The 18,762-nt window shown below is 71.3% G+C and carries 23 protein-coding genes; 12 read left to right on the top strand and 11 right to left on the bottom strand.

What is annotated here, in order from left to right:
* The first annotated feature begins 29 nt into the window (after nucleotides 1-29).
* Complete coding sequence (locus DY218_RS00740) at nucleotides 30-560, top strand: NUDIX hydrolase (RefSeq protein ID WP_128553944.1); 531 nt, start codon at nucleotides 30-32, stop codon at nucleotides 558-560.
* Nucleotides 561-632: 72 nt separating this feature from the next.
* Here DY218_RS00740 and DY218_RS00735 read toward each other — a convergent pair whose 3' ends face one another.
* The gene (locus tag DY218_RS00735; protein WP_128553943.1) at nucleotides 633-890 is read right to left on the bottom strand and encodes a hypothetical protein; all 258 of its coding nucleotides are present in this window, start codon (nucleotides 888-890) and stop codon (nucleotides 633-635) included.
* A 372-nt stretch (nucleotides 891-1,262) separates the two neighbouring features.
* Nucleotides 1,263-2,123 (bottom strand): 3-hydroxybutyryl-CoA dehydrogenase, encoded by an 861-nt coding sequence (locus DY218_RS00730; protein ID WP_128553942.1) that lies wholly within the window; start codon nucleotides 2,121-2,123, stop codon nucleotides 1,263-1,265.
* Between the two features lie 253 nt (nucleotides 2,124-2,376).
* Between DY218_RS00730 and DY218_RS00725 the strand changes: the two genes are divergently transcribed.
* Complete coding sequence (locus DY218_RS00725; protein ID WP_128553941.1) at nucleotides 2,377-3,618, top strand: glycoside hydrolase family 10 protein; 1,242 nt, start codon at nucleotides 2,377-2,379, stop codon at nucleotides 3,616-3,618.
* A gap of 79 nt (nucleotides 3,619-3,697) precedes the next feature.
* Here the strand turns inward: DY218_RS00725 and DY218_RS00720 are convergent, their stop codons facing one another.
* Both DY218_RS00720 and DY218_RS00715 read right to left on the bottom strand, forming a co-directional pair.
* On the bottom strand, nucleotides 3,698-3,883 hold the full coding sequence (locus DY218_RS00720) for a DUF1918 domain-containing protein (RefSeq protein ID WP_128553940.1): 186 nt from the start codon (nucleotides 3,881-3,883) through the stop codon (nucleotides 3,698-3,700).
* A gap of 132 nt (nucleotides 3,884-4,015) precedes the next feature.
* The gene (locus DY218_RS00715; protein WP_407703531.1) at nucleotides 4,016-4,927 is read right to left on the bottom strand and encodes a DMT family transporter; all 912 of its coding nucleotides are present in this window, start codon (nucleotides 4,925-4,927) and stop codon (nucleotides 4,016-4,018) included.
* Here DY218_RS00715 and DY218_RS00710 point away from each other — a divergent pair.
* From DY218_RS00710 to DY218_RS00700, 3 genes are all read left to right on the top strand, one after another.
* Entirely contained in the window at nucleotides 4,833-6,404 is a 1,572-nt protein-coding gene (locus tag DY218_RS00710; RefSeq protein ID WP_407703530.1) for an aminotransferase-like domain-containing protein, read from the top strand. The two genes, DY218_RS00715 and DY218_RS00710, sit on opposite strands and share 95 nt — an antisense overlap.
* Nucleotides 6,405-6,474: 70 nt before the next feature.
* On the top strand, nucleotides 6,475-6,891 hold the full coding sequence (locus DY218_RS00705; protein WP_128553937.1) for a GNAT family N-acetyltransferase: 417 nt from the start codon (nucleotides 6,475-6,477) through the stop codon (nucleotides 6,889-6,891).
* Nucleotides 6,892-6,987: 96 nt separating this feature from the next.
* A complete protein-coding gene (locus tag DY218_RS00700; protein WP_128553936.1) occupies nucleotides 6,988-7,560 on the top strand; it encodes a histidine phosphatase family protein in 573 nt (190 codons plus the stop codon).
* 489 nt (nucleotides 7,561-8,049) lie between these two features.
* Here the strand turns inward: DY218_RS00700 and DY218_RS00695 are convergent, their stop codons facing one another.
* Nucleotides 8,050-8,652, bottom strand: coding sequence for a CGNR zinc finger domain-containing protein (locus tag DY218_RS00695; protein ID WP_128553935.1), 603 nt, complete (start codon nucleotides 8,650-8,652; stop codon nucleotides 8,050-8,052).
* Between the two features lie 57 nt (nucleotides 8,653-8,709).
* On the opposite strand from DY218_RS00695, the gene DY218_RS00690 reads away from it, so the two are divergent.
* The 3 genes from DY218_RS00690 to DY218_RS00680 all read left to right on the top strand — a co-directional run bounded on the left by DY218_RS00690 (nucleotide 8,710) and on the right by DY218_RS00680 (nucleotide 11,408).
* Nucleotides 8,710-9,906, top strand: coding sequence for an MFS transporter (locus tag DY218_RS00690; protein WP_128553934.1), 1,197 nt, complete (start codon nucleotides 8,710-8,712; stop codon nucleotides 9,904-9,906).
* A gap of 93 nt (nucleotides 9,907-9,999) precedes the next feature.
* A complete protein-coding gene (locus DY218_RS00685) occupies nucleotides 10,000-10,812 on the top strand; it encodes a VOC family protein (protein ID WP_128553933.1) in 813 nt (270 codons plus the stop codon).
* Nucleotides 10,813-10,865: 53 nt separating this feature from the next.
* Complete coding sequence (locus DY218_RS00680) at nucleotides 10,866-11,408, top strand: MOSC domain-containing protein (RefSeq protein ID WP_128553932.1); 543 nt, start codon at nucleotides 10,866-10,868, stop codon at nucleotides 11,406-11,408.
* 32 nt (nucleotides 11,409-11,440) lie between these two features.
* On the opposite strand, the gene DY218_RS00675 is transcribed toward DY218_RS00680, so the two are convergent.
* A complete protein-coding gene (locus tag DY218_RS00675; protein ID WP_128553931.1) occupies nucleotides 11,441-12,091 on the bottom strand; it encodes a TetR/AcrR family transcriptional regulator in 651 nt (216 codons plus the stop codon).
* A gap of 124 nt (nucleotides 12,092-12,215) precedes the next feature.
* Here DY218_RS00675 and DY218_RS00670 point away from each other — a divergent pair, with 124 nt between their 5' ends.
* Together DY218_RS00670 and DY218_RS00665 are read left to right on the top strand one after the other, a co-directional pair.
* Nucleotides 12,216-12,638: a DUF4345 domain-containing protein gene (locus DY218_RS00670; protein WP_128553930.1), complete on the top strand. Its 423-nt coding sequence runs from the start codon at nucleotides 12,216-12,218 to the stop codon at nucleotides 12,636-12,638.
* A 163-nt stretch (nucleotides 12,639-12,801) separates the two neighbouring features.
* Nucleotides 12,802-13,212, top strand: a complete 411-nt coding sequence (locus DY218_RS00665) for a RidA family protein (protein WP_128553929.1) — start codon at nucleotides 12,802-12,804, stop codon at nucleotides 13,210-13,212.
* Between the two features lie 3 nt (nucleotides 13,213-13,215).
* Here the strand turns inward: DY218_RS00665 and DY218_RS00660 are convergent, their stop codons facing one another.
* Nucleotides 13,216-13,692: a hypothetical protein gene (locus DY218_RS00660; protein WP_128553928.1), complete on the bottom strand. Its 477-nt coding sequence runs from the start codon at nucleotides 13,690-13,692 to the stop codon at nucleotides 13,216-13,218.
* Nucleotides 13,693-13,864: 172 nt separating this feature from the next.
* Between DY218_RS00660 and DY218_RS00655 the strand changes: the two genes are divergently transcribed.
* Together DY218_RS00655 and DY218_RS00650 are read left to right on the top strand one after the other, a co-directional pair.
* Entirely contained in the window at nucleotides 13,865-14,533 is a 669-nt protein-coding gene (locus tag DY218_RS00655; protein ID WP_128553927.1) for a TetR/AcrR family transcriptional regulator C-terminal domain-containing protein, read from the top strand.
* Between the two features lie 101 nt (nucleotides 14,534-14,634).
* Nucleotides 14,635-15,693, top strand: coding sequence for a vWA domain-containing protein (locus DY218_RS00650; RefSeq protein ID WP_128553926.1), 1,059 nt, complete (start codon nucleotides 14,635-14,637; stop codon nucleotides 15,691-15,693).
* Nucleotides 15,694-15,777: 84 nt separating this feature from the next.
* On the opposite strand, the gene DY218_RS00645 is transcribed toward DY218_RS00650, so the two are convergent.
* The 4 genes from DY218_RS00645 to DY218_RS00630 all read right to left on the bottom strand — a co-directional run bounded on the left by DY218_RS00645 (nucleotide 15,778) and on the right by DY218_RS00630 (nucleotide 18,729).
* Nucleotides 15,778-16,341, bottom strand: coding sequence for a dihydrofolate reductase family protein (locus DY218_RS00645; protein WP_128553925.1), 564 nt, complete (start codon nucleotides 16,339-16,341; stop codon nucleotides 15,778-15,780).
* A 32-nt stretch (nucleotides 16,342-16,373) separates the two neighbouring features.
* Nucleotides 16,374-16,979 carry a dihydrofolate reductase family protein gene (locus DY218_RS00640; RefSeq protein ID WP_128553924.1) on the bottom strand — a complete coding sequence of 202 codons (606 nt, stop codon included), beginning with the start codon at nucleotides 16,977-16,979 and terminating at the stop codon, nucleotides 16,374-16,376.
* 77 nt (nucleotides 16,980-17,056) lie between these two features.
* The gene (locus DY218_RS00635) at nucleotides 17,057-17,632 is read right to left on the bottom strand and encodes a hypothetical protein (RefSeq protein ID WP_128553923.1); all 576 of its coding nucleotides are present in this window, start codon (nucleotides 17,630-17,632) and stop codon (nucleotides 17,057-17,059) included.
* A gap of 329 nt (nucleotides 17,633-17,961) precedes the next feature.
* A complete protein-coding gene (locus DY218_RS00630; protein WP_128553922.1) occupies nucleotides 17,962-18,729 on the bottom strand; it encodes a VOC family protein in 768 nt (255 codons plus the stop codon).
* Nucleotides 18,730-18,762 lie beyond the last annotated feature (33 nt).

The following is an 18,762-nucleotide window of genomic DNA, read 5'->3' as shown; positions in this document are numbered from 1 at the left end:
CCCTATCCCGGCGGAAGGTGGGCAGGACCGTGCAGTGGACGACACGAGACGAACAGACTGTGTACGGGAACCGTTGGTTCCAGGTCAATCTCGCCGATGTGGAGCTGCCCGACGGACGGCATCTCGACCACTTCGTGATACGCCTGCGCCCGGTCGCGGTGGCGACGGTGGTGAATCCGGCGAACGAGGTGCTGCTGCTCTGGCGGCACCGGTTCATCACCGACAGCTGGGGCTGGGAGCTGGCGGCCGGCGTCGTCGAGGACGGCGAGGGCATCGACGTCGCGGCGGCCCGCGAGCTGGAGGAGGAGACCGGCTGGCGACCGGGACCGCTCAGACATCTGATGAGCGTCGAACCCTCCAACGGGCTCACCGACGCACGCCACCACATCTACTGGTCGGAGGAGGGCACCTACATCGGGCACCCCGAGGACGACTTCGAGTCCTCCCGCCGCGAGTGGGTGTCGCTCAAGCTGGTGCCCGACATGATCGCCCGCGGTGAGGTCCCGGCCGCCAACATGGCGGCGGCGCTGCTGCTCCTGCACCATCTGCGGCTCGGTTAGGGGGCGTCTCCCCGAGGGCGAGTTGCCCCTCGCGTTGCCCCGCGTGGGGCCGGCGGTGTGCGGGTCGGGGTGTCAGTGGCCCACGGCCTGCCACACCGCCACCACCAGCGCGCCGAGCGCGGCGAGCACCGCAAGTGCGGGCAGCGGCCAGCGAGTTCGCTCCAGGGCGGCGACCCGGGCGCTCAGTTCCTCCAGATCCTTGGCGCTCCGGTCGTCGCGCTGAGTGAGCAGTGCGAGGTGTCCTTCGACGCGGGTGAGTCCCACATCGAGGCTCCGGCGCAACTCTGCGTGTTCTTCCGGGGCCACGGGATGCTCCGGGTCGGCGGTCACGGGCGTGCTCCTCTCCGGTCGGTGCCGGCTGCCGTGCGCACAGCCGGGTCGCTGGCGCACGCACAGTCAACTCGGCTGGTGGATGCGGCGGAAGTGTGTGCGCGGGGCATATGCGTGTACCGCGGTGCACACACCGTGCGAACCGGGGGAGCCGGGCGCGCGCCCGAGGGCCGCGAGGGCCGTCGGAGGGCGTGTTCCTGGCCGGAACGATACGGAGCGTGGCCGATTCACGCTCCGAGCCTCGCTACCCTGCGTGGCTGAAAACAGCGGGGCGCCCGAGGCTCCCGGTACGCAGAGGGGCCGTCACCCGAAGTCCGGGTGACGGCCCCTGCGTTCGACCGGAGCGAGCCGGCCGGATGCCGTTCGTGCGGGTCAGGAGTACGTGTAGAAGCCCGAGCCGGTCTTCCGGCCGAGCCGTCCGGCGTCCACCATGCGCTGCAGCAGCGGGGGAGCGGCGTACAGCGGCTCCTTGTACTCGGCGTACATCGAGTCGGCGACCGAGTGGACGGTGTCCAGACCGATGAGATCGGCCAGCTTCAGCGGGCCCATCGGGTGGGCGCAGCCCATCTCCATGCCGTTGTCGATGTCCTCGCGGCTCGCGATGCCCGACTCGAACATCCGGATCGCGGAGAGCAGATACGGGATGAGCAGCGCGTTGACCACGAAGCCCGAGCGGTCCTGGGCGCGGATCGCGTGCTTGCCGAGCACCTTCTCGACCACGGCCTCGGCCCGGCTGATGGTGCCCTCCGACGTGGTCAGCGCCGGGATCAGCTCGACGAGCTGCTGCACGGGGGCCGGGTTGAAGAAGTGGATGCCGATGACATGGTCCGGGCGCGAGGTCGCGACGGCCAGCTTCACCAGCGGGATGGACGACGTGTTGGACGCGAGAATCGCGTCCGGGCGGGTCACCACGTGGTCGAGGACCTGGAAGATCTCGGTCTTCACCGCCTCGTTCTCCACCACCGCCTCTATCACCAGATCGCGGTCGGCGAACTCGCCCAGGTCGGTGGTGAAGCTCAGCCGCGACTGCGTGGCCTCCCGCTCCTCCTCGGAGATCTTGCCGCGCTCGGCCGCCTTGGTCAGGGAGCTGAGCAGCCGGGTGCGGCCGAACTCGAGGGCCTCACCGGTGGTTTCGGCGACCTTGACGTCCAGTCCTGCGCGGGCGCAGACCTCCGCGATCCCCGCCCCCATCTGGCCGCATCCGACTACGCCGACGCGTGCAATATCCCCCATGGGGTCCGTCACCTCGTGCCTCTCGCTGGTCTTCGGGCCGACCGGTTGCTCAAGGCTGCGGCGCCCGTCCTGCGGAGCTGGTCTCCCGCCCTCGGTCCGGTCGGGACCGCTTGCTCGGGGTGCGTACGGGACGTCCCTCGCACCCTCGAGCCCACGACGGTACTCCGAGGTTCTGTGCATCCGGTGACTGGGGCGGGCATCCTGTGCGGGACCACTACTGAGCAAAAGTTGCAAGGGGGTGCATTCGGTGCGTATGACGCGCAGGGGCTTCACGGTCGCCGCGGCGGCCGCGCTGACCGGGATCGCGACGGCCGGAGACGCGGCCGCGGGGGCCCGCCGGCCGCAGGTCCCGGGCCCGGCGACCGGCCACTCGGAGTTCCGCGGGATGTGGCTGGCGAGTGTCGACAACCGGGACTGGCCGACGGCGCCGGGGCAGAGCGCCGAACAGCAGCGGGCAGAGCTCACGGGCTTCCTGGACACCGCGGTGGACCGCCGGCTCAACGCGGTGATCCTCCAGGTCCGCCCGACCGCGGACGCCCTGTGGTCCTCGCCGTACGAGCCCTGGTCCGATGTGCTCACCGGCACGCAGGGCCGCGACCCGGGCTGGGACCCGCTCGGCACCGCCGTCGAGGAGGCCCACCGGCGCGGACTCGAACTGCACGCCTGGTTCAACCCGTACCGTGTCGCCCTTCACACCGATCCGGGCAAGCTCGCACCCGACCACCCCGCCCGCGTGCACCCCGACTGGGTGCTGCCGTACGGCGGGAAGCTCTACTACGACCCGGGGATCCCGGCGGTCCGCCGCTTCGTCCAGGACGCGATGCTCGACGCGGTGCGGCGCTACCCGATCGACGCGGTGCATTGGGACGACTACTTCTACCCGTATCCCGTCGAGGGCGAGGTCTTCGACGACGACGCCACGTACCGGCGCTACGGCGCGGGCTTCCCCGACAAGGCCGCCTGGCGCCGGGACAACACGGACCGGCTGGTGTGCGAGATGTCCGAACGGATCCGGCGCGAGCGCCCGGGTGTGCGCTTCGGCATCAGCCCGTTCGGCGTCTGGCGCAACAAGGCCACCGACCCGGAGGGCTCGGACACCACCGCCGGCGTGCAGACCTACGACGACCTGCACGCCGACACCCGCCAGTGGATCCGCAACGGCTGGATCGACTACATCGCGCCCCAGCTGTACTGGAACATCGGCTTCGAGGCGGCCGACTACGCCAAGCTGCTGCCCTGGTGGGCCGAGACCGTACGGGGCACCGGCGTCCAGCTGGTCGTCGGCGAGGCGCTCTACAAGGCCGGCGATCCCGAGCAGCCCGAGCCCTGGCAGGACCCGGCCGAACTGTCCCGGCACCTCACCCTGGCCAAGGACTTCCCCGAAGTGCGCGGGCATGCGTACTTCTCCGGCACGGAGATCGCCCAGGACCCGACGGATGCGATGGCCCGGGTCGTACGGGACCACTACCTCAGGCCGGTGCGCCCGCCGCGCTGACCGGTACCGGCTCGGCCCGGCGGCCCGGACAGCGCCCGGGCCGCCGGGACCGACTGATCCGGCGGGGCTCCTGCCGGAGCTACTCGGGATGCCTGACGACGGTGTCCGGCCCCGGGGACATCACCGATTCATGGCCGTCCTCGAAGCGGACCCGGTACGGGGGAGTGCCGTCGTCGCCGAGCACTTCGACGACCTCGGCGATCCGGTCGTGCTGTCCGACGGTGCGGCCGTGCACCAGGAGCCGGTCGCCCACTGCTGCTTCCATGGGACGTGACCTCCTCGTTCGAACGGGGAGCGGTACGTGCCGCAATTCTACGGCCGGGACGCCCACCGGGACCCGGCGGAACAGGCCCCGAACGGCTCCCCGTACGCCTCCGTCATACCCCTTCGGCGACCCTCAACCGCGCGACCGCTGCGTCACCGCGATGCACACCAGGACGGCGAGTGCGGTCAGCGGAGCCGCGGCGCCCAGGTCCTCACCGAGCAGCAGCACCGACCAGACCAGCGTGAGCAGCGGCTGCGCCAGCTGCAGCTGGCTGGCCCGTGGCACCCCGATCGTCGCCATCCCCCGGTACCAGACGACCAGGCCGAGGAACTGGGAGCCGGCGGCGACCCAGAGCAGCCCGGTCACACTGTGCGCGGTCAGCTGCACCGGCTCGAAGGCGAGTGCCACCACCGCCCCGGGCACCACCAGCGGCAGACAGCCGACCAGCGCCCAGCCGATGACCTGCCACCCCGGCATCACACGCGCCAGGCGCCCGCCCTCCGTGTACCCGGCCGCGCAGATCAGCAGTGCCGCGAACAGATACAGATCCGCCGTGGTGAGTGCACCGCCGCTCTGCCCGACCGTGAAGGCGATCACCACGGCCGCGCCGGCCAGCGCGGCGCCCCAGAAGACCCGCGAGGGCCGGGCGCCGGTCCGCAGCGAGGAGAACACCGCGGTGGTCAGCGGCAGCAGCCCCACCACGACCGCGGCATGGGAGGTCGTCGAGGTCTCCAGGGCCAGGGTGGTCAGCATGGGGAAGCCGAGTACGACGCCGGCCGCGACCACCGCGAGGCCGCCCCAGTGGGCCCGCGAGGGCAGCGGGACGCGCAGGGCGAGCAGACAGGCACCCGCGATCACAGCGGCGAGCACACTGCGCACGGTCACCAGGGACCAGGGACCGAAGCCTTCGAGGCCCCAGGCCGTGGCGGGGAAGGTCAGCGAGAAGGCGGTGACACCGAGTGCGGCCTGGACGGTGGCCGCCCGTGGGGTCGGTCGGCGGGGGTCGGGGCTCAGGGCGGCCGCCACGGGGGGATCGTCCGTCACCGCTATCGACCTGGTCTGGATAGCGCTATCCTCTGCTGTCATGCACGAGAGTAGCAGTGTGGCCCAACTGGCGCAGATCCTGCGGACGGAGGTGAACCGCTACTCACCGGGTGGGAAGCTGCCGTCCAGCAGGGCCCTCGTGGAGACGTATCGGGTCAGTCCGGTCACCGTGTCGCGTGCCCTCGCGCAGCTGGTCGCCGAGGGGCTCGTCGTCACCCGGCCCGGCGCCGGCGCCTTCCGCGCCGAGCCGCGAGCCGCCGCGGATCCGGCCGGGGACACCTCCTGGCAGGAGCTGGCGCTGAGCGCCGACTCCAGCAACGACCTGATGCCGCGGTCCGTCGACGCCACCGGAGTCATGGTCAATCTGGCCGCGCAGCCCGCCGGGGTCATCGAGTTCAACGGCGGCTATCTGCATCCCGTGCTGCAGCCCGAGCGCGCCATGGCCACCGCGCTGGCCCGCGCCGGCCGCCGGCCCGGCGCCTGGGGGCGCCCGCCCACCGACGGTGTCCCGGAGCTGCGCGAATGGTTCGCGCGCGGCTGCGGAGGGGCCGTCACCGCGGCCGAGGTGCTGATCACGGCGGGCGGCCAGTCGGCCCTCACCACCGCGCTGCGCGCCCTCGCTCCGCCCGGTGCCCATGTGCTCGTCGAATCGCCGACGTACCCCGGGATGCTGGCGATCGCGCGGGCCGCCGGGCTGCGGCCGGTGCCCGTGCCGGTGGACACCGACGGCGTACGCCCCGAACTGCTCGAATCCGCCTTCCGGGCCACCGGGGCGCGGGTTTTCGTCTGCCAGCCGCTGTTCCAGAACCCGACCGGCGCCGTGCTCGCGGCCGACCGGCGCCGTGCGGTCGTCCGGATCGCGCGGGCGGCCGGCGCCTTCGTGATCGAGGACGACTTCGTACGGCGGCTCGCCCATGACGACGCGGGCGAGCTGCCGCCACCGCTCATCTCGGAGGACCCCGACGGAGTGGTGGTGCACGTCTGCTCCCTCACCAAGGCCACCTCGCCCAGTTTCCGGGTGTGCGCCCTGGTGGCCCGCGGGCCCGTGCTGGAACGTCTTCGCGCGATCCACATCGTCGAGCAGTTCTTCGTGCCGCGGCCGCTGCAGGAGGCGGCGGTGGAGCTCGTCGGATCCCCCGCCTGGGACCGGCATCTGCGCACGGTGGCGGGAGAGCTGCGGCAGCGGCGGGACACCATGGTCACCGCGCTGCTCAGGGATCTGCCGGCGCTCGCCCCCACCCATGTGCCGTCCGGCGGCTTTCATCTCTGGGCACGGCTGCCGGACGGCGCGGACGAGGCCGCTCTGGTCTCCGCAGCACTCCGCGCCGGTGTCGCGATCACACCGGGGCGCCCGTATTTCTGCGCGGAACCGACGGCCGGGCATGTGCGCCTGAGCTTCGCCTTCCTCGGCTCGGTGGCGGAGATCGGCGAAGGCGTACGGCGGCTCGCGGCGGCCTGCGAACAGACGCTGCGGTGACGCTCGTGGGGTGGCCCACGGTGCGGAACCCAGTGGCGCGCGCGGATCGTGGCCTGCAAGCCTTCGCCGCATGAGCGAGTACGAGATCTCCACCGACCCGGCCCGCCTCGATGCGGCGCGCATCCACCACTGGCTCTCCACCGACGCCTACTGGGCACTCGGCCGGAGCCGTGCGAAGCAGGACAGCGCCATCGCGAGTTCCCTGAACTTCGGCGCGTACGACAGGGCCACCGGCGAGCAGCTCGGCTACGCGCGCGTGGTCACCGACCGCGCGACCTTCGCCTGGCTCTGCGATGTGTACGTGGCCCCCGCCACCCGCGGCACCGGGCTCGGCACGGCCCTGGCCACGGCGGTCCGCGAGGAGCTGCGGCCGCACGGGATACGCCGGATCCTGCTCGCCACCGAGGACGCGCACGGGGTGTACGCGAAGGTCGGCTTCGAGCCGCTGGCCAGGCCGGACAACTGGATGGCGCTCTTCTTCGAGTGACCACCGCGCAGGACTGATCCGATATGCCCGGACCTCGGCACCCCGTGCCGGCGGCGGCCTCTTGACCACCGGAGCGTGTGCCTCCACGATCACCGCATGCACGTTCGGGTCACGCTCATAGCCGCCGCCCGCAGCTCCTCGCTGCTTGCGGAGCGCTTCGACGACGACCGGCCGCTCGATCAGGCCGGCTGGCACGAAGTGCAGCTCGCCGCGCATGCCCTCGTCCCGCTCGGGGCCGCCGAGCTGCGCTACTGCTCGCCGTCCGCGCGCAGCAGGGCCACCGGCGACGCCCTCGGCTTTGCGCCGCTGGCCCAGCCCGCGCTGCGCGACTGCGACATGGGGCACTGGCGCGGCTACACCCTGGCCGACGTGACCGCTCGCGACCCGGCCTCGGTCGACGCCTGGCTGAGCAACCCGCGATCCGCGCCGCACGGCGGCGAGTCGCTGCTCGCGTTCATCTCGCGCGTCGGCCGGTGGCTGGACACCCGCCCCATGGACGACGGCAGCCGTATCGTCGCGGTCGCCGAACCGGGCGTGGTCCGCGCGGCCCTGGTCTACGCCCTGAAGGCACCGCCCGCGACGTACTGGAACATCGACGTCCGCCCTCTCTCCACCGTGAGCCTCACGGGCCAGGCGGGCCGCTGGAGCCTACGACTCGACGCGGGCTGACCTGCGAGCGCCGGCACGGCCTGCCCCGGAACTTCGCCCTCCGGCCCGGTCCGGCTCATCAGCACCCCGCTCGGGGGCCGGCCCCAACCTCGCCGGCGTCCGACCGAGTCGGCTGGGCGCGTCCCGCCGGCCTTGCTGCCTGGCCGGATCGGGCTTGGGGACGGGCGGGTGCCAGGGGTGTTCCGGTCGCCTGGATGATGGGCGGTGTCGGCCGGGGTGGTGTCCGGTCGAGTGGTTCTGGCACGTTGCACCAGCCGTGCTGCCTGGCCGGATCGGGCTCCGGGCGGTCCCTGAGGTGGGCGGGTGACAGGGTGCTCCGGTCGGCTGGATCCGCGTACAGCCCCGGCCCGAGCCCGAGGGTCGGGCTGAGTCGTCCCGGTGCCTGAGGCCGGGCCTGAGCAGGGCTGAATCCGGGCTGTCCCCGGAGCGGGCGCGGTGTAGGTGCCGGGCCCGCGCATCATGCTGCCTGTCCCGCAGGGACATGCGCCCCTACCCCCCGCCGCCCCCGGCGGCGCGGCGGCGGTGGGCCGCGACGCGCTCGCGGGTGGCGCAGCGGCGGGAGCAGTAGCGGCGGTCCGGTCCGCTGCCCCGGGTGATGAAGACGTGCCGGCAGCTCGGTGAGGCGCACACACCACCCGGCGGCTCCTGCCGGTCCCAGAGCAGCACCGTCAGCGCGAGACACGACGAGGCGAGCAGCCACTCGCCCCATGGCGCTTCGTCGTCGCTGTCCAGATGCGGGTGCCAGGGACTCTCGCCGTGATGGGAACTCAGCCGCAGCGAACCCGTGCCACGGGCCAGCAGCCGGTTGAGGCGGGATGCGGCGAGATCCACATCGGTGGCCTCGAACACCGCACGCAGCTCCTCGGCGGCGGCCCGCAGATCGGCCACGTCCGCCTCGGTGAGCCGGACCGGTCCCGGTTCGCCGTACTCCAGGAGTACGGCCGCCACGGCCTCGGGCTCCGGCGGCTCGGGACTGAGCGCGTTCAGCAGGGCGACCGTGCGGCGGGCCAGGGTGAGGACGGAATGCCTGGTGGACCACTCATGAGTCGCCGCCGGGCCTGATGCGGAAGATGCTGATCCGGACGGGGGCATGGCGCCCACTGTAACGCTTGTGGCGGAACTTACCGTTGCACTCGTAACGTCTCCTGGATGATCCTGCGTTACCCGTGGCCGCGCTACGTCGCCGGCGCCACGCTCGCTCGCGTCGGAGACGAGATGTCGGGCCCGGCCCTGCTCCTCGCCGGACTCGCGGTCACCGGATCCGCGCCGGCCGCGGGCACGCTGCTCGCGGGAGCCACAGCCGCGGCCGCGGTCGGCGGGCCGGTGCTCGGCACGCTCCTCGACCGCTCGCCCGCGCCAGGACGCCTCCTCGGCCTGGCGGTGCTCGGCCACGGCGCGGCCCTCGCCGTGGTGGCCCCCGTGCTCGGTGCCACGTACGCGGGCGCGCTGCTCATGGCCGTCGCTGCCGGGCTGCTCGGCCCCGCCCTCTCCGGCGGCTGGACCTCGCAACTGCCCCTGGTCGTACCGTCAGGACGCCTGGATCGGGCCGCGACCGTGGACGCGATGACATTCCACGTGGCGAGCCTGGCCGGCCCCGCTCTCGCCGGACTCGTCGCCGCCCGGTTCGGCGCGGTGGCCGGCCTCACCTCGGCCGCCCTCCTCATCTGCGCCGCCTCATCGGCGACTTGGGGGACGGGAGGCGGGCGACCGCGAGCCGACGCGCAGCCCGGCGTCGTCCCGCGGCAACGGACGCGCGGGTTCGTACGCGACCTCGCGGCAGGGTTCGCGGCCCTGCGGCGGAGCAGGGCGCTGGCAGGGGCCGCCCTGTCCTCCACGCTGAGCTGCGCCGCGGAAGGGCTGTTCGTCGCCTGCCTTCCACTGCTCGGCGTGCGGGTCTTCGGCGCGGCGCCGCACGGCGTGCTGCTCATCGCCGCCACGGCCGTGCCCGCGCTGGCCGCCAATGCGCTGCTCGCCCGCCGGCCCCGACTGCTGCGCCCGCCCCGCATCCTGGTGGGCGCCCCGCTGGTGCTCGCGGCGGCCATGAGCCTGGCCGCCGTACTCGACCCGGTCGCCGTGATCGTGGCCGCGCTGCTCGCCGGAGCGGCCGAAGGGCCGCAGCTCGCGGCCCTGTTCGCGATCCGGCACCGATGCGCACCGGCCGGACTGCGCGCGCAGATCTTCACCACGGGAGCAAGTCTGAAACTCGCCGGATACTCCTGCGGCGCCGCCGCGGCCGGCGCCCTGGCGGCCCTCTCCCTGCCCGCCGCACTCCTCGTCGCGGCCGGCGTCCACGCACTCGCCGCACTGAGCGCCGCAGCGCTGCTGCCGCGCGGGCGAAACTCGTGAGGCCCGCGCGAAAGCGGCCGGAAGCGGTCCTACTTACTTCCTATGGTGCGCATACGGCAACCACCCGCGGCACCCCTGAAAGGGCGACCCACCATGAGCGTCATCGACGTGAACCAGCCCGACGGCACCCCCACCTGGATCGATCTCGACCTGTCCGGCGACGAGACCGAGCGGGCACAGGACTTCTACGGTTCGCTGTTCGGCTGGGAGTTCCGCGCGAGTCCCGAACGGGGGCCCGGACATGTCACGTGTCTGCTCCGCGGCGGTGCCGTCGCCGGATTCAGGCCGACGGCCGGCGCCACCGGTGGGAGCCCCGGCCAGGGACAGCTCAACAGCCCGCCAAATCCCCGCCGTTGGCGTATGTACTTTGCGGCGGACGACTGCGACGCCGCGTCCGCGCGCGCCGTCGCGGCCGGCGGAAGCCTCACCGAGGGCCCGCACGAGGTCGACGACCTGGGCCGCCTCGCCCTCGTAGTCGACCCGCAGGGCGCCGAGTTCGGACTGTGGCAGGGACGCCGGTCCCCGGGCTGCGAGCTGGTGAACGAACCGGACTCGCTGGTCCGCCAGGACCTCGTCACCCCCGACGCCGGCCCCGCCCGGGCGTTCTACCCGGAGGTCTTCACGTACACCCTGGACCGCAACGACGATCTGCCGGACTTCGACTTCACGTTTCTGCGCCGCCCGGACGGACACGAGATCGGCGGCATCTTCGGGAACCCGGGTGCCGAACAGGCCGCCTGGCACACCGTGTTCGAGGTGGCGGACGCGGACCGCTCGGCGGCGCTCGCGCGTGCCGCGGGCGGCGAGGCCGGTGCGGTCATCGATTCGCCGTACGGGCGCACGGCCGAGATCGTCGATCCGCTCGGCACCGCGTTCGGCATCATCGCCCGGCCACCCGCCGGCTGACCGGAGGTAGGGTCGCCGGTGACCGGTACGGTGCGACGGAGGGGGCTTCGGGCATGGACGGGACAGTCACCGCGGTCAGCAGCAACGGCGCGTACTCGTTCACCAAGCCGAACCGGGAGCGGATCACTCTCCTCGCCGGCCTCGGCGTGGACGGTGACGTACACGCCGGAGTCACCGTCAAGCACCGCTCGCGGGTCGCCAAGGACCCCACCCAGCCGAACCTCCGGCAGGTCCACCTCCTTCACGAGGAACTCTTCGCCGAGGTCGCGGCCGCCGGATTCGACGTGGCGCCCGGCGCCCTCGGCGAGAACATCACCACCCGCGGGATCGACCTGCTCGGCCTGCCGGCCGGCACCCTGCTGCGCATCGGCCCGGAGGCGGTCGTGGCGGTGACGGGGCTGCGCAACCCCTGTCGGCAGATCGACGCCTTCCAGGACGGACTGCTCAAGCAGGTCGTGGGGCGGGACGGCAGCGGTGGTGTCGTACGCAAGGCCGGCATCATGAGCGTCGTCGTGGACGGGGGAGTGGTGCACCCGGGCGACGCCGTGGTGGCGGAGCTTCCGGCCGGCCCGCACCGGCCGCTCGACCGGGTCTGACCTGGCGTCGACGTCCCCTCCGGGCGAGTGCGTCACGCTTTCCGTGAGCCCGGTCGACCGTCCGGGGCCGAGCCCGCCGGCGGCCAGTCCGGCGCCGGATCCTCGTCCAGGAGCGGCCGGATCGCGCCGAGCACCGCGCCGATGCAGACGTCGCGCAGCTCGGTCCGGCTGCAGCTCTCCTCGGTCAGCCAGTCGACGCAGAGCACCTGGACGAAGACGAGCCAGCCGTTCAGCACTCCCGACACGGCACGGCGGACGGCGTCGTCCGTGACCGGCAGTACGGCGAGCAGGCGCTCGCGGAGCGCGCCCAGTTCGTCCGTCATGATCGTCTGGATGACACGGTCGCCGGCCAGCACGCGGTTCGCGGCGAGGACCGTGTTGCGGTTCTCCGCGAAGTACTCGATGTGTGCGTCGAGGCCCTGGGTCAGCTGCTCGACGAGGGTGTCCGCGGGGTCGAGCCGGGTCCGCTCGAGGAGCTGCTCGGCCGCCTGCCGGTAGAGCGTGGCGAACAGCTCGCGTTTGCCCGGGAAGTGGCGGTAGAGCAGCGCTCGCGAGATCCCCGCCCGGGTCGCCACCTCCTCCATCAGCACCTCGTCGTACGGCCGCTCGGCGAAGAGTCGGGCGGCGACCGCGAGGATCTGGTCGCGTCGGGCATCGGGCGTCAGTCGCCGGCGAGGAGGCACGAAGCCATGCTACTTGACACGTGTCTATCAGTGACGCCTATGCTGGTAGACACGTGTCAACCAGCTGCAAGGTGATCAGCTGGAGGCAACCGGCTAGCGGCAACCAGCTAGGAGTGTGGCGGTCATGTCTCAGGTCAAGGCATTGCGACTGCTCGCGTCGGTGATGGGCTGGGCCGGTGTGGCGATCGGCCTCTTCCATGTACTGGCAGGAAATCTGGCGATCCCGGGCGCCACGTCGGCGGGGCCCACGGTCGACAGTCTGGGTCGCTTCCTGGGTGCGACCTTCGCGGGGTACGGGCTCGCCTGGCTCTGGGTGGCGCGTCAGTCGCCGATCCCGGCCCTGGCGGTGCGGTGGCTGACGGCGGTGTTCTTCCTCGGCGCGCTCGGCCGGATCCTCTCGCTGGCGGTGGAGGGGCGGCCGCACTGGTTCCAACTCGCCCTCGGTGGCGTCGAACTGGTGGTGTCGCCGATCCTGTTCTGGCTCTCGGGGGCGGACGAGGCCGCGAGCCGGGCCGGGGCGGATCGCCGGCCTGCAGGGTCACTCTGAGGTTCCTGAGTCACCGAAAAGTGCGTTCTTCCACGTCGCGCCACGCTCTCCTACGGTTCTTGAGTAACCAGCAGAGAGCGTGCGGGTGGTGATCCCGCGCCGATTCCGGGCGTGGGAGCTCGGACGTCCGCCCGCGCGCTCTGCCCCGAGGAAGGCGGACGCCATGGCCATCACCCTGATCGATCCCGAGGGGCTGCCCGAAGTCCCGGTGTACCGGCAGGTCTCGGTCGCGACCGGCTCGAGGCTGGTCTTCGTCGCCGGTCAGGTCGCCTGGGACACCGATGGCCGGACCGTCGGTGCGGGCGACCTCGCCGTGCAGGTCGAGCAGGCCTATGTCAATGTCGGCACCGCGCTCGCCGCGGCCGGCGCGAGCTTCGCCGATGTGGCGAAGCTGAACGTCCACGTCGTCGACTGGACGCCCGACCTGATGCCCCGGCTGCTGGCCGGAATCGACCGCGCGGCCGAACGTCTCGGCAGCAGGCCGATGGCGCCCGCCACACTGCTCGGCGTGGCCGCGCTCGATGTGCCCGAGCATCTGGTCGAGGTGGAGGCCGTCGCCGTGCTCGACCGCTGAGGCTCACCGGACTCGGGAGGGTGCCGCTCCGGTGGGTGCGGGGGCGGTGGCGCGGGAGGCGCTGCGTTCCCTGCGCAGGAGGACGACCGCCGCGAGCCCCGCAAGGCAGGGGAGCAGGCCGAGCAGTCCGTAGGAGAGCGGCAGCACCCGGTCGTACGGCGCGGACGCGTACGTCAGGCCGAACAGCGCCAGGCAGCTGCCCGCGGCGAACAGCGTGCCGGCGAGCGCGAGCGCATGGCGTGAGCCGCGGCGGGCCCAGCGGATCGCCCAGAGCCAGCAGGGGATGCCGAGCAGTCCGACGATGCCCAGATAGGCGGTGATCGCCGTGCGGTCCTTGGCCACTTCGGAGGCGGACCAGTGCGGATAGGCGTCGCGGACGTGGCTTGCGATGCTGTCGGCGGTGGCCAGATCGGCGAGTGGAACCACCGCGACTGCGGCGGTGAGCGCAAGGCCCAGATGCATCGCTGTGCGGGAGGTCATGGTCGTCACCCCTTCGGTTCGGTGCGATCGGTTCGGTGTGATTCTTACGTCGTAAATTTCACTGCCAGGCTATATTTACGCCGTAAGAATCGTCAACCGGGATCTCCGGACGCCGACCGGGATCTCCGGACATCGGGACGTGCCGGGATCCGGCAGCGAAGGAGGCGGTGGCATGGCGGCCAGAAGGGCGCGCGGTCACAGTGCAGGGCTGACACGGCAGGTCGTACTCGAAGCGGCCCTGGGTCTCTCCGACCGGGACGGGCTGAAGGCGCTGTCGATGCGCCGGCTCGGCGAGGAGCTGGGCGTGGAGGCGATGGCGCTCTATCACCACGTGCCGAACAAGGACGCACTCCTGGACGGCATGGTCGAGCAGGTGGTGGCCGAGGCCGTGCCCGAGGAGTTCGGGCCCGCCAACTGGCAGGAGGGGCTGCGTACTTACGCGGCGGCGCTGGACGCCGCGCTGGCCGCGCATCCGCAGGTGGTGCCGCTGCTGATGTCCCGGCCGGCGGTCACGCCGCGCAATCTGCAGTTGATGGAGACCGTGGTCGGTGCGCTGCACGGGGCGGGCTTCCCGCTGCGCCGGGCCCTCGATGTGGTGTACGCGGTGACCAGTTTCGTGATCGGCCATGCGGCGGCGCAGGGCGGCGCCGTGGGGGAGGCCGACGGCGAGAGCGCCGACCTCGCTGCAATGGATCCGGAGGCCTATCCGCTCCTGGTGCGTGCGGCGGAGGAGTCGGGTGCGGCACCTGCCGCGGAACGCTTCGACTTCGCCCTGGGCGCCCTGCTGTCCGGGTTCGAGGCGGAGGCGGGACGCCCGGAGCGGGCGGCGGCCGAGGGCTGAGGCGGCCGGGCCTTGCGCCCGACCCCGCGCCCAACTCCGTTGTCAGTGCCTCCGCATAGAGTGAATTCATCACTTCAGCACTCCGGAGGGGGAGCACAGGCGTGTCCGTGAAGAAGATTCAGCACAAGGTGAATCACGTAGCCCTTGTCGTGGACTGTTCGGGTTCCATGCACCCGCATCAGGACCAACTCGTCCGCGTCGTCGACGAATTCGTGGCGGGCCTCAAAGCCGAATCGGACAGCCTCGGTCACGAGACCAGGATCAGCCTCTATTCCTTCGACCACAGAGTGGAAAACCTGGTCTGGGACATGGACGTCAAACACCTCCCGTCCATGCGCGGGTTGTACCGCGTGGAGAACGGCGCGACGGCACTCATCCAGGCATCCCTGAAGTCCCTTGACGACCTCGGCCACATCTGGGAGGAGTACGGCGAGCACAGCTTCCTCCAGATCGTGGTCACGGACGGCGAGGAGAACGCCTCGGGAGGCGACCGCCGGCACGACGGCGACATGACGATCCTCGGCCCCTGGCTCGACCGGATCACGGCCAAGATGGGCGCGCTCCCGGGCCACTGGACCTCGGCGATCCTCGTGCCGAATTCGCTGGCCAAGCGCACGGCCCAGAACTACGGCTTCCCCGCGGGGAACATCGCGATCTGGGACGCAGAGTCCAAGGAGGGCGTCGAGGAGGCGATCGGCACCGTGCGTGCCGCCGCCACCAGCTTCCTGCGCGGCCGCGAGCAGGGCGTGCGCGGCACCAAGAACCTGTTCGCGGTCGGCCAGGACATATCGGTGGACGAGGTGCGGGCCAGCCTCGAGCCGATCCCGGCCGACCGGTACCGCCTCCTGAAGGTCGACAAGGAGGCCGAGATCCGCCCCTTCGTCGACTCGCACCCGGGCGTCACCTACGAACGCGGCGCGTGCTACTACCAATTGGGCGCCCGAGCCCAGGTCCAGGCGAACAAGGAAGTGATAGTCGTCGAGAAGAGCACCGACCGCGCCTATACGGGCGACGCGGCACGCAGCCTTCTTTTCGGTACGGGAATTCAGGGCACGGTCTCGGTGAAGGCGGGGAACAATCCGGACCTCGAGGTCTACGTCCAGAGCCGCTCGGTGAACAGAAAGCTGAAGCCGAACACGCGCCTGCTCATCATGCTCTGAGCGTCGTCCCGGCCGCGGGGCGCGGCGTCGGTGCTCAGGCCCGACGCCGTGCCCGCGGTCATCAGCGCGTCCGGAGTGAGCCGGTCAGCGTGCCACCCGGTAGCGGACGTAGGCGACCCCTGCGCCGATCGTGCGGTTCTCGACGAGTTCGAGATCCACCCGGCGCTCGCTGCGAGGGAAGAACGGGACACCGCCGCCGAGCAGTATCGGATATACCCGGGCCCGGTACTCGTCGATCAGTCCCGCCGCGGCCGCCTGGGACGCGAGAGCCGCGCCGCCGATCGCGATGTCGCCCGTGCCCGGTTCGGCGCGGAGCCGTTCGATCTCCTCGGCGAGGCTGCCGGTCGCGAGGCGGGCATTGCCCTGCACCGCCGACAGCGTTGTGGAGAACACCACCTTCGGGAGCGCCTGCCAGAGAGCGGCGAACTCGCGCGTCGAGAAGTCGAGCGACGGATTCTGCTCGGCGGTCTCCCAGTACAGCATCGTCTCGTACAGCCGCCGGCCGAGGAGATGGACGCCCGCACCGCGCACCTCGTCGGTGGCCAGGCGGAAGACCTCCTCGTCGGGTGCCGCCCAGTCGAAGGAGCCGTCCGGTGCGACGATGCAGCCGTCGGCCGACATGGTCATGGAGTAGGTCACGCTGCGCATCGGGGTCCTCCTCGGTCGGCGGGCGGGCACCGTCAGGCGGGATCGCCGAGTGGCGGGTGCTCGAGCACCCGGGGCCTGTACTCGACGAGTTGGATACCGCCGTCGAAGGTACGGTGCTCGGTCATCTCGAGGGCGACGTCCGGATAGCCGTCGTAGATGCGTTCTGCACCCGTGGCCCCGGTGATCACGGGGAACATCACGACGCGGAACCGGTCGACGAGCCCGGCTCGCAGCAGGGTCCGGCACAGGCTGAGGCTGCCGATCGTGCTGAGCAGCCCCGAACCGTTCGACTTCATGGCGCGGACCGCCTCGACTGCGTCGTCGTGGACAAGGGTGGCGTTGGCCCATGTCAGCGGATCCTCGAGCGAGGAGGAGAACACCACCTTGGAGGCCTGCGTGAGCTCGTCGACGGACGCCTCCTCGTCGGGCCTGAACTCGTCCTGACCGGTCGGGACCTCGCCGGCGGCGAACCCCGACATCAGGCGGTAGGTGTTCGCCCCCATCAGGTACGTGGCCTCGGGCTGATCGGCGAGCCATGCGAGGTACTCCGGGCCCTCGAGGCCCCAGAACCCGGGCCATCCCTCTCCCGATGCGTAGCCGTCGAGGGACGTGATGAAGTCGACGAGAAGCTCAGACATGGCGGTTTCCTCTCAGAGGTGTCAGGAGCTTGGACCGCCCGGAGCCCGCAAACTCATCGGAGAACGCTCGGAGTCCCTCAGAGTTTGCCCGCCATGAGAACCGTGCGATGACCCCCGAGCGCGCGGGCGAGACCTTCGAGGAACTCCGGGTCGAAGTCGGGCCAGTCCCAGAACTCGAAACCGAGATACCCGAAGGCGAAGAAGTGATCCGACCAGGTCCACGCGGTCAGGTCACCGGAGCGTCGGCACAGCGGGCAGACGACTGCCGCGCTGCCTGTGTCGCTCCAGTCGTTGATGGCTGCACCGAAGGGTTCCCATACCCCCTCGATCTCCTCCAGCCGGTCGGTGAAGAAGACCGCCCGCCCGGCACAGTGCGGGCACACCGCGAACCTGGCTTCTCCCTGACCGCAGTTGAACACGGTGCGGTCGGTCTCGATCCTGAGCCCGCCGCCGGGCTCCCAGTCCTTCTGCTCGACCGCCTTGGCCCAGGAGGGACCGGGTGGATGCCCCGACGGCGCCCCGAGAACACAGTCGCTGAGCTCGGCCCGAACCATCCCCTCCTTGACCAGCCAGTCGAGTCCCCCGGCTGCCAGGGTGTGGGCGTCCGCATGCGTGGCGTCGAGGTCGACGACAGTCTGGAAATAGTTCCCCATGGGCAAAGAGTAGAAGCAGCCACCGACAGGCCGGGAGACGCCGGCGGACGAGACTGCCGGCTGATCGGCTCAGTGTGAAGCCGCGAAGCCGTCGGACTGGTCGAGGTGTGACTGAGTGCGTGAGTTGGCCCGACTCACCGAGTACGGCGCTCAGTTGGCAGAGCGGCGTCGGGCCCGCAGGTGTGGCCACGATCTCGACGAGGTCCTCCTGCGCGTCGGGAAGGCCACCGAGAAGCTGGCTACGGATCACCAGGCAGCTGATCGTGCCGTGGATGAGTCCCAGATGGTGCCGGATCTCCCGCCACTTCGGCGGGCAGCTGACCGCCGGTTCAGCTCGTCGTCGCCGCACCGACATCGAACTCCGTGCCGAACGGGTCCGTGATGTTCGCGACCCGCCCGTAGATCATGTCGTAGGGCTCGGCCGAGGTCCCACCCGCGTCGACCGCTCGCCGCGCCGCCGCATCGGCGTCGTCCACCTGGAACAAGGTCCCCCAACGGGACTTGGTGGCCTTTGGGTCACCGGCGATGCCGCCGATCTCGTGGCCATCCGGTCTGCGCAGGAACGTGAAGTCGAGCTCGGGCATGTCCGGGTTGGCATCCAACGTGTAGCCGAAGACCGCGACGTAGAAGTCGCGTGCGGGCCCGGGTTCCGCGGTGACCAGGTCGTTGCGGAGCAGGGCGTTCGGCTCGTTGACGATCTGGCAGCCGATGTGGGTACCGGCCTGCCACAGTCCACACTGTGCACCGGTGGGGTCCCTGATGATCGCCGTCCGGCCCTGGTCCAGCACGTCCATCGGACCGGTGATGATCGAGCCGCCCGCGTCCCGCGCTCGGGCGGCCGCGGCGTCACAGTCATCCGTCGCGAAGTAGACGTTCCACCAGAATTCCGTGGCGTCGGGATCGGGGTTCGGCCTGATGGCGGCGACGGGTCTGCCCCGTAGCAAGCACTGGGTGTAGTGGCCGAACTCCGCCGGTCCCACATCGAACTCCCAACCGAACAACGCGCCGTAGAAGGCCATTGCGCGGTCGAGATCCGGGATGCCAAGGTCGATCCAGGTCGGTGTGCCGGCCGGCTGCTTGGTGGTCAGCTCGCTCATCGTCTCTCCTTGCCGTGTCCCCAGGCCGCGTAC

The sequence above is a fragment of the Streptomyces triticagri genome, from assembly GCF_003429565.1.
GTDB lineage: Bacteria > Actinomycetota > Actinomycetes > Streptomycetales > Streptomycetaceae > Streptomyces > Streptomyces triticagri.
Note: the sequence above shows the minus strand (reverse complement) of the source record. Positions and strands in the feature narration are given on the sequence as shown.